Annotated in this window: 16 protein-coding genes and 1 riboswitch; of the genes, 15 read left to right on the top strand and 1 reads right to left on the bottom strand. The window is 59.8% G+C overall.

The window, feature by feature from the left end; translation table 11 throughout:
* Positions 1-50 precede the first annotated feature (50 nt).
* From miaB to ACGKZZ_RS13855, 13 genes are all read left to right on the top strand, one after another.
* Positions 51-1,373 carry a tRNA (N6-isopentenyl adenosine(37)-C2)-methylthiotransferase MiaB gene (gene miaB / locus ACGKZZ_RS13795; RefSeq protein ID WP_411224159.1) on the top strand — a complete coding sequence of 441 codons (1,323 nt, stop codon included), beginning with the start codon at positions 51-53 and terminating at the stop codon, positions 1,371-1,373.
* Between the two features lie 131 nt (positions 1,374-1,504).
* Positions 1,505-2,035 carry an OmpA family protein gene (locus ACGKZZ_RS13800; protein ID WP_411224160.1) on the top strand — a complete coding sequence of 177 codons (531 nt, stop codon included), beginning with the start codon at positions 1,505-1,507 and terminating at the stop codon, positions 2,033-2,035.
* Between the two features lie 11 nt (positions 2,036-2,046).
* On the top strand, positions 2,047-2,349 hold the full coding sequence (locus ACGKZZ_RS13805; RefSeq protein ID WP_411224161.1) for a hypothetical protein: 303 nt from the start codon (positions 2,047-2,049) through the stop codon (positions 2,347-2,349).
* Positions 2,350-2,425: 76 nt separating this feature from the next.
* Positions 2,426-3,403: a PhoH family protein gene (locus ACGKZZ_RS13810; protein ID WP_411224162.1), complete on the top strand. Its 978-nt coding sequence runs from the start codon at positions 2,426-2,428 to the stop codon at positions 3,401-3,403.
* 58 nt (positions 3,404-3,461) lie between these two features.
* Positions 3,462-3,971, top strand: a complete 510-nt coding sequence (ybeY, locus tag ACGKZZ_RS13815) for an rRNA maturation RNase YbeY (RefSeq protein ID WP_411224163.1) — start codon at positions 3,462-3,464, stop codon at positions 3,969-3,971.
* Between the two features lie 34 nt (positions 3,972-4,005).
* On the top strand, positions 4,006-4,935 hold the full coding sequence (locus tag ACGKZZ_RS13820) for a hemolysin family protein (RefSeq protein WP_411224164.1): 930 nt from the start codon (positions 4,006-4,008) through the stop codon (positions 4,933-4,935).
* Positions 4,936-4,947: 12 nt separating this feature from the next.
* Positions 4,948-6,405 carry an apolipoprotein N-acyltransferase gene (gene lnt, locus ACGKZZ_RS13825; protein WP_411224165.1) on the top strand — a complete coding sequence of 486 codons (1,458 nt, stop codon included), beginning with the start codon at positions 4,948-4,950 and terminating at the stop codon, positions 6,403-6,405.
* Between the two features lie 35 nt (positions 6,406-6,440).
* A riboswitch (SAM-SAH riboswitch) is annotated at positions 6,441-6,488 on the top strand.
* A 3-nt stretch (positions 6,489-6,491) separates the two neighbouring features.
* A complete protein-coding gene (gene metK, locus ACGKZZ_RS13830) occupies positions 6,492-7,673 on the top strand; it encodes a methionine adenosyltransferase (RefSeq protein WP_411224166.1) in 1,182 nt (393 codons plus the stop codon).
* A gap of 134 nt (positions 7,674-7,807) precedes the next feature.
* Positions 7,808-8,398, top strand: a complete 591-nt coding sequence (locus ACGKZZ_RS13835) for a rhodanese-like domain-containing protein (RefSeq protein WP_411224167.1) — start codon at positions 7,808-7,810, stop codon at positions 8,396-8,398.
* A 39-nt stretch (positions 8,399-8,437) separates the two neighbouring features.
* Entirely contained in the window at positions 8,438-9,154 is a 717-nt protein-coding gene (gene trmB / locus ACGKZZ_RS13840; RefSeq protein WP_411224168.1) for a tRNA (guanosine(46)-N7)-methyltransferase TrmB, read from the top strand.
* Entirely contained in the window at positions 9,154-9,762 is a 609-nt protein-coding gene (locus ACGKZZ_RS13845; RefSeq protein WP_411224169.1) for a (d)CMP kinase, read from the top strand. Before trmB ends, ACGKZZ_RS13845 begins: the two co-directional genes overlap by 1 nt.
* A 265-nt stretch (positions 9,763-10,027) precedes the next feature.
* Complete coding sequence (rpsA, locus tag ACGKZZ_RS13850) at positions 10,028-11,710, top strand: 30S ribosomal protein S1 (protein WP_411224170.1); 1,683 nt, start codon at positions 10,028-10,030, stop codon at positions 11,708-11,710.
* Between the two features lie 178 nt (positions 11,711-11,888).
* Positions 11,889-13,034 (top strand): lytic murein transglycosylase, encoded by a 1,146-nt coding sequence (locus tag ACGKZZ_RS13855; protein ID WP_411224171.1) that lies wholly within the window; start codon positions 11,889-11,891, stop codon positions 13,032-13,034.
* Positions 13,035-13,042: 8 nt separating this feature from the next.
* Here the strand turns inward: ACGKZZ_RS13855 and xylB are convergent, their stop codons facing one another.
* The gene (gene xylB, locus ACGKZZ_RS13860; protein ID WP_411224172.1) at positions 13,043-14,488 is read right to left on the bottom strand and encodes a xylulokinase; all 1,446 of its coding nucleotides are present in this window, start codon (positions 14,486-14,488) and stop codon (positions 13,043-13,045) included.
* 193 nt (positions 14,489-14,681) lie between these two features.
* Here xylB and ACGKZZ_RS13865 point away from each other — a divergent pair, with 193 nt between their 5' ends.
* Positions 14,682-15,131 (top strand): hypothetical protein, encoded by a 450-nt coding sequence (locus ACGKZZ_RS13865; protein ID WP_411224173.1) that lies wholly within the window; start codon positions 14,682-14,684, stop codon positions 15,129-15,131.
* Between the two features lie 135 nt (positions 15,132-15,266).
* Positions 15,267-15,689, top strand: coding sequence for an NUDIX hydrolase (locus tag ACGKZZ_RS13870; RefSeq protein ID WP_411224174.1), 423 nt, complete (start codon positions 15,267-15,269; stop codon positions 15,687-15,689).
* The last annotated feature ends 14 nt before the right edge of the window (positions 15,690-15,703 follow it).

Here is a 15,703-nt window from a genome sequence, read left to right on the forward strand (position 1 = left end):
GGTGAGATGCGGTATCGGCACGGCCTGAACCCAGCCGGAGGATTGGTGCCGTGACACAGCCGAAAAAGCTTTTCATCAAGACATATGGTTGCCAGATGAACGTCTATGACAGCGAGCGCATGGCCGAAGCGCTGGGCGGTCAGGGCTATGTCGAGACGCCAACCGCTGACGATGCGGACATGATCCTGCTCAACACCTGCCACATCCGGGAAAAGGCCGCTGAAAAGGTGTATTCCGAACTGGGGCGCTACAAGCGGCTCAAGGCGGACAAACCGGATCTGAAGATCGGCGTCGCAGGATGTGTCGCCCAGGCCGAGGGTCGCGAGATCATGCGCCGTCAGCCGATGGTCGATCTGGTGGTCGGCCCGCAAAGCTATCACCGACTGCCGGAACTGGAGGCGCGGACGCGGGCGGGGGAAAAGGCGCTCGACACCGATTTTCCCGAAGAAGACAAGTTCGAAGCCCTGAAGAACCGTCCCAAGGCCAAGCGTGGGCCGACAGCGTTCCTGACAGTTCAGGAAGGCTGCGACAAATTCTGTGCCTTCTGCGTCGTTCCCTACACGCGCGGAGTGGAAGTGTCGCGCCCGCCCGCTCGAATTTTGGAAGAGGCGCGCAACCTCGTGGATCGCGGCGTGCGCGACATCACGTTGCTGGGTCAAAACGTCAACGCCTATCACGGTGCCGGAGAGCGCGGAGACTGGTCGCTGGCGCAATTGATCTGGGCGCTGAATGACGTTGACGGGTTGGAGCGCATTCGCTTCACCACCAGCCACCCCAATGACATGACCGACGATCTGATCGAAGCGCATGGGACATGCCCGAAGCTGATGCCGTATCTGCATCTGCCGGTGCAATCGGGCTCGGACCGGATATTGAAGCGGATGAACCGGCAGCACACGGCTGAAAGCTATCTGGCAATCATCGACAGATTGCGCGCGGTCCGTCCGGACATTTTGCTCTCCGGCGATTTCATCGTCGGTTTTCCCGAGGAAACCGAAGCGGATTTTCAGGCCACGCTCGATCTCATCCGCACCGCGCGTTACGGCTATGCCTACAGCTTCAAGTATTCCACCCGGCCCGGCACCCCCGCCGCGGAGCGTGACCAGTTGCCGGAGGATGTAAAGGACGACCGCTTGCAACGCTTGCAGGCCCTCATCACCGAACAGCAAAAAGCCGCGCAAGACGCGATGGTCGGTCAAGAGATTGGTGTGTTGTTCGAAAAGCCGGGCCGCTTGCCAGGGCAAATGGTGGGCAAGTCCGATCACTTGCATGCGGTGCACGTTCAGGGCGATGACATACAGGCAGGCGATCTGCGGCCAGTGCGCATCGTGGAAAGCGTGCGCAATTCGCTCAAGGGCGAATTGATCGAATAACCACAATTGCTGTGCATGCCAGCAAGATATTGCGGTTTGCTCTTTCCGTCACCGCTTTCTTTGGTAGTATCCCATTGAATCAGGCACGAGGCTGGCAATCCTCGCGCGACCCGGGATCGAAGGATGCACAAATGTTGGGGCGGTTGTCCGCGTTGGTTTTCAGCATTGTGGTGGCGATGCCCGATGGCGCGCTTGCTCAGCAGTCGGAACGTTACATTCCGGGTGTCTGGATTGACCCCGACGGGTGCGAACACTGGGTGATGGATGACGGTGTCGAGGGGTACATGAGCCCGCATTTGCGCCGTGACGGGACACCGGTCTGCCACAAGATCAGCCGGTGTGCGGTGGTCCCTACAGACACCATGTTCGCCACCGCGCGCGCGGACATCACGCAAGGCGGCGTCAACAGCCTGCGCAACTTCTTTGCGGCCAATCCCGCAAACGGCTTTGTCATCGAAGGTCACACCGACAGTCGTGCCTCTGACACAGCCAACATCGCACTGAGCGAACGGCGTGCACGCGCGGTCGCGCAGGTCGCGCGACAAACCGGAGCGCGGGTCTATTCCGTGCGCGGCTTTGGAGAGCGCCGCCCGGTAGCCAGCAATGCAAATGCTGCCGGAATGGCCAAGAACCGGCGGGTGGAAATCCTGTGTTTGCGATGAGGACAACCGGAATGAAACGTGCCACAGCCGTGATGGCGATATGTGCAGGTCTTGCCGGCTGCGAACAATCCACAGCCGACAAAAGTGTGGATCGCGGATGGGACGACAAGCCGCTGAGCGAATTGCAGGCGGGAATCTGGATTGATCCCAACGGATGTGACCACTGGATCATCGACGACGGGGTCGAAGGCTATCTCTCGCCGCGTCTGGACCCGCGCGGCCGTCCGGTCTGTTCTGGCACGCCGGCGGAAAGAAACAGCACCATTGGTGATTTCAAAGGTGGTTCGACGTCAATCATCGGTGATGTCCTGTGATCCGCGCCGCGGATGACTTGCGCTGGTTGGTCGAACTTGACACCCTGTCGTCAAGACCCCTGTACCGGAGCACTCTGTGACCACAGACACCCTATCGGAAGCGATTGTCGAATTTCCGGATAATCGTTTATTGATTGATCTTTGCGGCGAATATGACCGCAACCTCACCGAAATCGAAACGCGTCTGGGCGTGCAAATCCTGCGCCGGGGGAATCAGCTGACGATTCACGGTGAACCCGATGCGCAGAACGAGGCGCGTGACGTGTTGACAGCCCTCTATCAGAGGCTGGAACAGGGTCGTAGCGTGGCGCCCGGCGACATCGACCGGGAATTCCGCATGGCGTCCGAGGATGAAAACGGGGTCGATCAGATCGAAATGTTCGAAGGCGGTCCGGTCGAGATCAAGACCCGAAAAAAACTTGTGGAGCCGCGCACCGACGCGCAGCGGGCCTATGTAAAGTCCCTCTTCGAGAATGAACTGGCGTTCGGCATCGGACCGGCCGGAACCGGCAAAACATATCTTGCGGTTGCTGTCGGCGTGAACATGTTCATCACCGGACAGGTCGACAAGATCATTCTCAGCCGCCCCGCTGTCGAGGCGGGCGAAAAGCTTGGCTATCTGCCGGGTGACATGAAAGACAAGGTCGACCCCTACATGCAGCCGCTCTATGACGCGCTCAACGATTTTTTGCCGGGCAAGCAACTGGCCCGGATGATCGAGGAAAAGACCGTCGAAATCGCGCCCCTGGCCTTCATGCGAGGGCGCACATTGTCGAATGCATTCGTGGTTCTGGACGAGGCACAGAACGCGACCTCGATGCAGATGAAGATGTTCCTGACCCGTCTCGGCGAAGGTTCGCGCATGGTTATCACCGGAGATCGCACGCAAATCGACCTGCCGCGCGGCGTCGCATCGGGATTGCGTGACGCAGAGAGGCTGTTGTCGCATATCCCGAAAATCAGCTTCAATTACTTCACCTCGAAAGACGTGGTGCGCCACCCGCTCGTCGCCGCCATTATCGAGGCGTATGAAAAAGACGCCGAAGCCTCCTGATCTTCATCTTGCCCGATAAACTCCGGGGGTTTGGGGGCTGGCCCCCAAGAGCAGTGCCATGACACGAGTGACCGATATCGTTTTACAGGATCTCCGCTGGGAGCCGGTAAGCCTTGCCGATCTATCCGAACGCGCCGTGCTTAACGTGTTGGAATTTATGGAATTTCCAACTGAAGGTTATGAAGTCTCGATCCTTGGATGCGACGACGACAGGATCTCTGAGCTCAACGCCGAGTTTCGCGGCAAGCCGGTTGCGACCAACGTTCTGAGCTGGCCGGCACATGACCTGAGCGCCGCTGAGGACGGGGCGGAGCCGTCCACCCCGCCGGCACCCGATCCGCTGATGGGAGAGAGTCTGGGCGACATCGCCATCGCATATGACACCTGCCTTCGCGAGTCAGGCGCGGCCGGTAAATCCTTTGACGATCATGTGACCCATTTGATCGTTCATGCAATGTTGCATCTTTTGGGTTACGATCATGTGCGTGACCACGATGCCACGTTGATGGAGGGGTTGGAGACGGAAATACTTGGCAAGATGGGGGTTGCGGACCCATATAGGGAGTAATACGGGCTTCTGGCCTTAATCGGAACAGGACAAGATGGACGATATTGACGGCTCGTCTAACGCAGCGCAACGCGCGCGGGAGATGACAGACAACACGGCGGAGCGCGGAATTCTGACGCGGTTCCGCGATTGGATCGGCGGCACGCCAGACGAGGACGAGGACATCTCAGAGCCTGAAGTCACGCGCGCAACGGCCCCCATCCACGGAATGATCAACCTGCGCCGGATGCGGGTCGAGGACGTGGCAGTGCCGCGCGCCGACATCGTATCCGTTCCCGATACCATCACGCAGGATGAACTGGTCAAGGTGTTCCGCGAAAGCGGGCTGACACGACTGCCGGTTTATAGCGGGACACTCGATACACCTGTCGGGATGGCGCATATGAAAGACCTTGCGCTGAAGCATGGGTTCAACGGCAAAAGCAACAATTTCGACTTGAAGGAACTGCTGCGGCCACTGCTGTTCGTACCGCCCTCGATGCCGATCGGGGTGCTTTTGACCAAGATGCAAACCGAACGGCGCCATATGGCGCTGGTGATCGACGAATATGGCGGCGTTGACGGATTGGTCACGATCGAAGACCTGATCGAACAGGTGATTGGTGAGATCGAGGATGAACACGATCTCTCGGAGGGGCGAAATTTCACTCGGGAGTCGCCCGGTGTTTACATGGCCTTTGCGCGCACACCTCTGGAAGAATTCGAGGCTGAGATCGGGATGAACCTGACCGAGCACGAGGATATCGACGGCGAAGAAATCGATACGCTGGGCGGTCTCGTGTTCATGCTCTCGGGCCATGTGCCGGCACGGGGCGAAGTCGTTCCGCATCCCGAAGGACCGGAATTCGAAGTGATCGACGCCGATCCGCGACGGATCAAGCGTATGCGGGTACGCGTCGGTGAAACCGCGGTCGGAGAGCGGTTCCAGACGCGCGAAGACGCCGGGACTCCCGCCGTTTCGTGATCTAGGGTTGTGATGGTGATACGGGTTCTGGCCGCATTGGGCCTTGGCGCAGTGTTCGCGCTGGGCCAGCCGCCGTTCGACCTCTGGTGGCTGGCGCTGATCGGATTGATCGCGCTCTTTATCCTGTGGCCGAGTGATGCTTCGCCAAAGGCCGCCGCTGTGACCGGCTGGTTTTTCGGTGTGGGCTATTTCACCCTTTCGCTGCACTGGATTTTAGAACCATTTCAGGTCGATGCGGCCGCGACCGGCTGGATGGCGCCATTTGCGCTTGTCGGACTGGCCGGTGGCCTGGCGCTGCTTTGGTCGGCGGCGTTCTGGGGCGGACGCAGGTTAGGGTCCGGTCCCATTTCGATAGCGCTCTGCTGGACGCTGATGGAATTGGCGCGGGCCTATGTCTTGACCGGGTTCCCCTGGGGTTTGGTCGGTTATCTCTGGGCTCCGACTCCCGTGGCACAATGGCACGCGGTTATCGGACCGCATGGTGTAACATTCGCGACGCTGGTTTTTGCCGCTCTGGCGGCGCGGGCGATTGTCTTGCGCAAGTGGTTTGCAGGTGCTGCGGCACTGGCTTTCGGCGCGTGGTTCGGCGGTGCCTGGCTGATGCCGCCAGAACAAGATCTGACAGAACGGCCCGTCGTGCGCCTGGTGCAGCCGAATGCGCCGCAGACGCAGAAATGGGATCCCGATTACATTCCCATCTTCTTTGACCGGCAAATCGATTTCACGGCTCAGTTGCCGCCGCCCGATCTGATTGTCTGGCCCGAAACATCGGTGCCGAATTTGCTGCAAAACGCCGACTATGCGCTCGACGTCATCGCGGATGCGGCGGCGGGCACACCGGTCGTGCTGGGCATCCAGCGCGAGGAGCAGGGGCGATATTACAATTCGCTGGTGAGGCTGGACGGGGACGGCGTCGTAAGCGACATCTACGACAAGCATCATCTTGTTCCCTTTGGCGAATACATGCCTCTCGCCGGGATATTTGCAAAGTTCAATATTCTCGGTCTGGCTGCGCGCGCCAACGCCGGGTATTCACCGGGGTCCGGCCCGGCTTTGGTCGATCTCGGGGTGTTGGGACAGGCGTTGCCGCTGATTTGTTATGAGGCCGTGTTTCCGCAGGATGCGATCGGCACCCAATCGCGGCCTTCGGTTTTGTTGCAGATCACCAACGACGCCTGGTTCGGGACCTATGCCGGACCGCAGCAACATCTGAGCCAGGCGCGGCTGCGCGCCATTGAACAGGGGCTGCCGCTGATCCGTGTGGCCAATACCGGCATCTCGGCGGTCATCGACCCGGCGGGCCGGATCATCGATGCGATTGCATTGGGGCGCGCTGGCTTCATCGACGTCCCGGTGCCCGACGCCATCGCGCCCACACCATACAGCCGAACGGGCGATTGGGGTGCGGTTCTGGTGCTTTTGGTGGCTTTCGCAGCCCTGATCGCCGCCAAACGGCGCGCGCCCCATTGACCCTTTGACATCAGGCGCGTAACGCGAGGCATCATATCCCGTCACAACGGCTTCCTGACGTGACGGCAGACCCTATTGGAGCAATCATGTCCCGAAAGAACTATATCTTCACCTCGGAATCCGTTTCCGAGGGGCACCCCGATAAGGTGTGCGACCGTATCTCGGACGCCGTGCTTGACGCGTTCTTGACAGAAGAACCCGAAGCACGGGTGGCGTGCGAAACCTTTGCCACCACCAACCGCGTGGTGATCGGAGGTGAGGTGGGATTGGCCGACGAGGACAAGCTGGCCGCCTATCTCGATCGCGTTCCCGCCATCGCGCGCGCCTGCATCAAGGATATCGGCTACGAACAGGACAAGTTCCATCACGCAACCTGCGAAATCACCAACCTTTTGCACGCGCAATCTGCCCATATCGCGCAAGGTGTGAACGCCAGCGGTGACAAGGACGAAGGGGCAGGCGATCAGGGCATCATGTTTGGCTACGCCACCAACGAGACCGATGCGTTTATGCCCGCGCCGATCCAGTATGCCCATGCGATTCTGCGGCGCTTGGCCGAAGTGCGCAAATCGGGTGCAGAGCCATTGCTGCGTCCGGACGCCAAATCCCAGATCTCGGTGCGGTACGAAAACGGCATACCGGTCGGCGTGACATCGATCGTGCTGTCGACCCAACACGCCGATGCGAGCCAAAGCTCTCAAGACATCCGCGACATCGTCGAGCCATATGTTCTGGAGGTCTTGCCGGATGGCTGGATCAGCGCCGACACCGAGTGGTGGGTGAATCCCACCGGCACCTTCGTCATCGGTGGCCCGGATGGGGATGCCGGCCTGACGGGGCGCAAGATCATTGTGGATACCTATGGCGGTGCGGCGCCACACGGCGGCGGCGCGTTTTCCGGCAAGGATCCGACCAAGGTCGATCGCTCCGCAGCCTATGCCGCGCGCTACCTCGCCAAGAACGTGGTGGCGGCGGGCATGGCCGACAAATGTACGATCCAGCTCAGCTATGCAATCGGCGTGTCCAAACCGTTGTCGATCTATGCCGATTGCCATGGCACCGGCGACGTTCGACCGGCTGAAATTGAAGCCGCGATTCCCAAGGTGATGGATCTCACACCGCGTGGCATCCGGACGCATCTGGCGCTCAACCGTCCGATCTACGAGCGCACCGCAGCTTATGGTCATTTCGGGCGTGCACCTGATGCCGATGGCGGGTTCAGCTGGGAACGGACCGATCTTGTCGAGGCGCTGAAAAGCGCGATCTGACGGGTCTGACGTGTCAATTTTCTCAAAAGCCGTCCGTCGGGGCGGCTTTTTTGCTATGCGGGTTGGGGAATGGTAAGTCTTATGGACGGTAGGGTCAGAAATGACTCGGGAAACCTTTCCGGGAGGATGCGGCGATGAAAATAATTCGATTGATGGTTGTCTTGGTGGGGTTTGCGACACCGGCACTTGCCGAAACGCAGGTCCGGATCACCAAGGACATCGCGTCTGTCACGGTCGAGACACGAAGCGGGCCGGTGGAGATATCGCGCATTCAGGATAGCGACCACGAAGTGTCGGGCGAGTGGGCGCGCACCTCCCGGCCATGTCCGGAATTTTGCATCCAGCCAATCAGTCCGGCGCCCGGGGTGACCACGATCGGGGAATTGGAGCTGATCGCGATGTTACAAGACCCCGAAGCCGTTGTGGTGGACAGTCGGACACCCGACTGGTTTCAGGGCGGCACAATCCCGGGTGCGGTCAACATCCCCTACACCTACGTTCTTGACGAACTCGGGCAAATGGGATGCGAGCCCGATTTCGACGGCTGGGATTGTTCGGATGCCAAACGTGTCGCGCTATTCTGCAACGGCATTTGGTGTGGTCAATCGCCGACCGCGATCGGCAACATGATCGAAGCAGGGTTTCCGGTGGATCGTATCTTTTACTATCGCGGCGGAATGCAGGTTTGGCGTATGCTGGGACTGACCGTCACCGGTGGCGAATGAAGATTGCAGCCCAAGGTGCACCACGCTAAACCGCGCGCCATGACGGATACCAAGCACCCCTCCGGCGCGCCGTGGCGCAACTTTTATGGCCGTTTCAAAGGCAAGACCCTGCGCAAATCGCAAGAGATTGTTCTGGACGAGGATCTGGCCAAACTCAGCCCCGGCGCGGTGACGTGGGAGGAAAATCCCGACCGCAATCCTCTTGATCTGATGACGCTGTTTGGCGGTAAACCGGTATGGCTCGAGATCGGGTTTGGCGGTGGAGAACATCTTGTGCATCAGGCACAACAGAACCCGGATGTCGGCATCATCGGCTGCGAGCCCTTCATCAACGGTGTGGCGATGCTTTTGGCCAAGGTGCGCGATGCCGGGGTGACAAACCTGCGGGTGTTTCCCGGTGACGCGCGCGACATGTTTGACGTGTTGCCGACAGGCTCGATTGACAAGGCATTCCTGCTTTATCCCGATCCCTGGCCCAAGAAACGGCATCACCGGCGACGGTTCGTGACGCCCGAACATCTTGATCCGCTGGCATCGGTGATGGCTCCGGGGGCAGAGTTTCGGGTGGCAACCGACATCCCCGATTACGTTCGTCAAACGATGATCGAAGTGCCAAGGGCCGGCTTTGAATGGTTGGCGGAAACGCCCGCTGACTGGCGCGTGGCGTGGGATGACTGGATCTCCACGCGGTATGAGAAAAAGGCTCTGCGCGAGGGTCGCGTTCCGCATTACATGACTTTCAGGAAATCGGAATAATGGCGGCGTTCACGATTGCCATTGATGGGCCTGCCGCTGCCGGAAAGGGAACCATCAGCAAGGCCGTGGCTGCGCATTTTGGTGCCGCACATCTGGATACGGGATTGCTCTACCGGGCCGTTGGCGCGCGGATGCTGGCCGGTGAAACACCAGGTGCAGCCGCGCAGGCATTGCAGGCGGAGGATCTTGAAAACTCCGCGTTGCGCAGTGCCGAGGTGGCGCAGGCGGCGTCTGAAGTTGCTGTTCTGCCGGAAGTGCGCGCCGCGCTGCTGACGTTTCAGCGCGAGTTTGCGCGCCGGGACGGCGGTGCGGTGCTTGACGGGCGCGATATCGGAACGGTGATCTGTCCCAATGCCGAGGCCAAGCTTTTTGTCACCGCCAACGCGGAAGTGCGTGCCCGAAGACGGTTCGCCGAATTGCAGGAACGCGGCGCATCGACCGACTTCGCGCGGGTGCTTGCGGATGTCAAAGCCCGCGACCACCGCGACTCGACACGCGCCGACGCGCCGCTGAAGGCTGCCGCTGACTCGGTTGTCATCGATACGTCCGATATGGATATCGACGCGGCCGTTGCGGCAGCGATCGAGGCTGTTCAAGCGCGACTTTAGCGCACAGACTGCGCGAAGGCCTGCCGGGATTTGTCGGCGGCACGCGTATAGGCTTGAACCCGCGCGCGACACGCGGTATAGCCCGCGCGTCGTAGAAAGGCATGAAATGCCGCAAGACAAGATCGGGCAGGGGTCGGCAATCACCGGCCCTTCTTGTTTTGCGACAGCCTTGACCAACCTGTTTCGCCCAAGGCGGACATCAACCCAGACCGGCGGAGACAACCGCACGGCCAGTTAAATGACTCGTAAAGGAAAAAGACGCCACATGGCTCAGAACGTATCTATGGAAGACTTCGAGGCAATGCTCAACGAGAGCCTCGAAATGGACACACCCGATGAAGGGTCTGTCGTCAAAGGCAAGGTCATCGCTGTCGAAGCGGGCCAGGCCATTATCGATGTTGGCTACAAGATGGAAGGCCGCGTCGATCTCAAGGAATTTGCAAACCCCGGCGAAGCGCCCGACATTTCTGTCGGTGACGAGGTCGAAGTGTATTTGCGCTCTGCTGAAAACTCGCGCGGCGAAGCGGTCATCTCCCGCGAAATGGCCCGTCGCGAGGAAGCATGGGATCGTCTTGAAAAAGCCTATGCCGACGACGCGCGTGTCGAAGGCGCGATCTTTGGTCGTGTCAAAGGCGGCTTCACTGTTGATCTGGGCGGCGCTGTTGCGTTCCTGCCCGGTTCTCAGGTTGATGTCCGCCCCGTGCGCGATGCAGGCCCGCTCATGGGTCTCAAGCAGCCGTTCCAGATCCTCAAGATGGACCGCCGCCGTGGCAACATCGTTGTGTCGCGCCGTGCGATCCTCGAAGAGAGCCGTGCCGAGCAGCGCGCCGAAGTTATCGGCAACCTCACCGAAGGTCAGGCTGTTGACGGCGTGGTCAAGAACATCACCGAATACGGCGCGTTTGTCGATCTGGGTGGCGTTGACGGCCTGTTGCACGTGACCGATATGGCCTGGCGCCGTGTGAACCACCCGTCGGAAATCCTTGCCATCGGCGAGACCGTCAAGGTTCAGGTCATCAAGATCAACAAGGAAACGCACCGTATTTCCCTCGGTATGAAGCAGTTGCAGGAAGATCCGTGGGATCTGGTTGCTGCCAAGTATCCGCTGGAATCCACGCATACAGGTCGCGTGACCAACATCACCGATTACGGCGCATTTGTTGAGCTGGAGCCGGGTGTCGAAGGTCTTGTCCACGTCTCCGAGATGAGCTGGACCAAGAAGAACGTGCATCCTGGTAAGATCGTGTCCACCTCGCAAGAGGTTGAGGTCATGGTTCTCGAGATCGATCAGGCGAAACGACGTGTCAGCCTTGGTCTCAAGCAGACCATGCGCAACCCGTGGGAAGTGTTTGCAGAAACACACCCCGAGGGCACCGAGGTCGAAGGCGAAGTCAAGAACATCACCGAATTCGGTCTGTTCGTCGGCCTCGACGGCGACATCGACGGCATGGTTCACCTCTCCGACCTGTCATGGGACGAGCGTGGCGAAGACGCGATCCAGAGCTACCACAAGAACGACGTGGTTCAGGCCGTTGTCACCGAAGTCGATGTCGAGAAAGAGCGTATCTCGCTGTCGATCAAGGCGCTGGGTGGCGACAAGTTCGCCGAAGCGGTTGGCGGCACTAAGCGCGGTTCGATCATCACCGTTCAGGTCACCTCCATCGAAGATGGCGGGATCGAAGTGGAATATGAGGGCATGAAGTCCTTCATCCGCCGCTCAGATCTTTCGCGTGACCGTGCAGAGCAGCGCCCCGAGCGTTTCAATGTCGGTGACAAGGTCGATGTCCGCGTGACCAACGTGGACAGCAAGACCCGCCGTCTGGGCCTGTCGATCAAGGCGCGCGAGATTGCCGAAGAAAAAGAGGCGGTACAGCAGTACGGTTCCTCGGACTCCGGTGCATCGCTCGGCGATATCCTTGGTGCGGCGCTCAAGGGCGACGACGACTGATCGAACTCGACAGTCTGAACATGTTAAACCCCCGCATCCGATGGTGCGGGGGTTTTCTTTTGAGCGTCGTTTGTTTGGCGGGATTGCGTCGAAACCCTGAACCGCTCCAGTCTCGCATTGTGCTTGGTCGAGCTTCGCCGCAGAATGGCGGAAAAACGCAGAATGGCGGAGCAGAGTGATGCGGATGGATCGACGAATTTTCGGACTTGGACTTTTGAGTGTCGGCCTTTCAGGCTGTTCCAACGGTCTGGCGCGCGGCGTATCAGCCCGCGGCCCCAGCGATCTACCGGCAGATTTGCGTCCGGTGCCAAACCCGGCTTACGATCAATGGGTGCTCGCCTTCCAAAACCGTGCGGCCTCGCAAGGGATATCGCAAGACACTCTGAGAGCAGCGTTTCGCGGCGCGGGATATTTGCCCGGCGTCGTGACGCGGGATCGCAACCAGACCGAATTCAAGCGCTCGCTTGAGGATTACCTGTCGATCGCTACGTCCGATGAACGCGTGCAAAAGGGAAGGGCGGCGTTCGCGCGCCATAACGGCACATTGCGCGCTCTTGAGGAGCAGTATGGTGTGGATGCCCGCATCATCACGGCAATCTGGGGGCTTGAGAGCTTTTACGGAGAACGGCGCGGACAGGTGCCGGTGATCTCGGCCACCTCGACCTTGGCCTTTGACGGGCGGCGCGGTCAGTTCTTTGAAAAACAGCTGATCGCGGCTTTGCGCATCTTGCAGAACGGCGACACCACACCGGCGCGCATGACCGGCAGCTGGGCCGGTGCGATGGGACACACACAGTTCATTCCAACGTCGTACTTGCAGTTTGCCGTCGACTACACCGGGGACGGGCGGAGGGATATCTGGTCCGACGATCCAAGCGACGCGCTGGCGTCGGCCGCGGCCTATCTCAAGCGCAAAGGCTGGACGCGCGGCGTGCCTTGGGGTGGCGAAGTCGGCAGCATTGCTGCCTCGGGCTCTGTCATTCAGCCCCAAGCCGGCGGGCCGCGATTTGTGACAACCGGCAATTTCAGGGTGATTAAGAGCTACAACAATTCGGATGCCTACGCGATCGGCGTTGGACATCTGGCCGACCGGATTGGCGGCGGTGGACCGTTGCGCGCCAGTTTCCCGCCGGATGCCAACGGTCTCACCAAAGACGACCGGATCGCCCTCCAGCAACGTCTGACCGCGCGCGGCTTCGACACCGGCGGCGCGGATGGCGTCATCGGAGCAAATACCGAAGCCGCGATCCGGGCTTACGAGGCGCGGCGTGGTCTGCCGGTCACCGGGACACCGTCACAAGCGCTGTTGCAGTCTTTGAGATAGGGCGCTTTCTAAACCGTTACCGCTTGATACAAGCGCCGGTATCTGGCCCATTGCGCGGCGTAGCGGTCTGCCAATTCAGGCCGCGGATCAATGGTGCGGCCAATTGGCGGTGGCGACATGATGGCCTCGACGGACTGTCCGGTTTGGGATGCCATTGCGAGCCGGGCGGCCCCGGAGGCAGCGCCATACTCCCCGCTTGCCGGAAGGTCGAGCGGCAGGTTCAGCGCTGTCGCGATGGTTTCGCACCAGAATGCCGAGCGTGTACCACCGCCAAGAGCAAGCAAACTTCGCAGGGAGGTTCCTGTGGATCGCAACGCGTCAAGGCAATCAGCAAGCGCAAAGCTGACCCCCTCCATCACCGCTTGAGTCATGTCTTTGGGGCCGTGGGAAATGTCGAGTCCGATAAATGCACCCCGAACATGGGCATTGTTGTGCGGCGTGCGCTCGCCCGAAAGATATGGCAGAAACAGCAGGTCGGCAGGACCGTCAATGGTGTCCGGCAAGCTGTTGGCAAGGGTCGCTGCATCCTGATCCAGTGTCCGCGACAGCCAGTTCAGGCTGTCCGTCGCAGCAAGGATCACGCCCATCTGATACCACCGGTCGGGCACCGCGTGGCAAAATGTATGGACGGCTGTCTGAGGGGCGGGGGCACAGGTGTTCTTTGCGGCCAGAAGCACTCCGGATGTCCCCAGTGAAACAAAGCCCTGACCTTCCGAAAGACAGCCCGTCGCACAGGCCGCCACCGCATTGTCACCGCCGCCGCCGACAACATCGACCGCACCTGTGATCCCCCACTGGGCCCCAAGCGATGGACGCAACTGGCCGGTGACTTCCGTGCCCTCATAGAGCGCGGGCATCTGGTCGAGGTGCATATGGCTTAACGTCAAGGCCGTTTCGGACCATCTGCGCCCGCCAACGTCAAGCCACGCGGTGCCGGAGGCGTCGGACATTTCGGTGGCGTACTCGCCGGTCAGCCAGAACCGCAGATAGTCCTTCGGCAACAAAACCTTGTGGATCCTGGCGAACAATTCGGGTTCGTTCTTTTCGAGCCACAGAAGCTTTGGTGCCGTGAATCCGGGAAAGACGATATTGCCGGTAATCTCGCGCATCTGAGGATCGTGATCCAGCACCTTTGCCTCATCATACGCGCGGGTGTCGTTCCACAGCACAGCCGGACGAAGCACTTTTCCGGCCTCGTCGATCAATGTCGCTCCATGCATCTGACCGCTCAAGCCAATGGCACGCACGCTGCCGATGGCAGATGGATCAGCCGCTTTGAGACGGTCCATGACCTTGGTGCACGCGTCGATCCAATCCTGAGGGTGCTGCTCGGACCAACCGGGATGGGGGTGCGGATTGGGATACGAGGCGGCGGCAGACGCCAGAACGTTGCCCCCATCGTCCATCAAGACCGCTTTCAAGCCGGAAGTTCCAAGGTCCAAGCCAATAAACATCCCAGTTCCTTTGCTGCGCCTTGCTTTGAATAGCCGGAACCCTGCGCGCTTTCCAGAAATATTTACGCGCGTAAATTATCTGGCGATACCGGTTCAGGATTTGAATAGCGGGACCGGCAGCTGTGTTGTACTATACGTGGCGACAAAACGCGGATTGAACCGCTGAGTGCGTGTCAAACTGTTGAGGCGAAAGATGTTCCGGGTTCTTCGATTTCTCCGATCAACCGTCGTTTTGATGTGGTTGTGCGGAGCGCTGGCAATCAGCACGATTGCGCTTGGAGTGCAGGCTGTGACCCTGACCGCACAGGTAGCCACCTTGACGGCAAGCGCGACGGCGACCGCGCTGCGCCATCGCAAGGACATGGCCAAGGCGGTATCGAAAACGAAAGCAAAGGCGCGGTTGCGCCGGTTGTTGGTTGCGGTGCCCTTTGTCGGAGGTGGCGCTGCAATCGCGTTCGAAGCGCGCGATTTCCGGGACTGGCAGGCAGACCATCCAGACGGAACCTTCGCTACCTATTCCTGCGAGGTGGCCGAAAGCAGCGCGGAAGTGATGGACGAGGTTCTGCAGGATCTGCCGGAGCTGGTCCGCCCATCGCGTGACGCTGTTTTACAACGATTGCCGAAATGCGACGCGCCGGCCTGAAGAACCGCCCATACGCAAAACCTGCGCGAGATTTGCAGAATTTGAAAGAGTCCCCTATCTTATGAGTGTAGCAGTAAAAAAACAGATTGCGTAAGCGACATGGCGAAGATTGGCAAACAGATTGCGGCGCTTCCGATGCGCTGGACAAAAGGCGGAAAGTTTCAGATTCTCATGGTGACGTCCCGCGATACGGGCCGGTGGATCATGCCCAAGGGCTGGACCATGGATGGAAAGAAACCCTGGACTGCGGCCGAAATCGAGGCGTTGGAAGAAGCCGGTGCCTTGGGATATATCGGGCACGAGGTGATCGGCACATATACCTACCGCAAGAAGCTTGACGATGGCAGTGCGCTCAAGTGCAAGGTTGACGTCTATCCGATGATGGTCGAGCGGTTGAAGCGCAACTGGAAAGAGCGCGATGAACGAACCCGCAAATGGTTCAGTGCCAAGGGTGCGGCGAAGCGCGTGAACGAGCCGGAGCTTGCGGAGCTTTTGCAGACGCTTGCAAAAAAGCCGGCCAAGCAACCTGTGATCAAGGAATTCCTCAAGGCGTCCTAGAGCCGCAATGAGCG

The organism is Marivita sp. S2033 (assembly GCF_046592965.1).
Classification (GTDB): domain Bacteria; phylum Pseudomonadota; class Alphaproteobacteria; order Rhodobacterales; family Rhodobacteraceae; genus Marivita.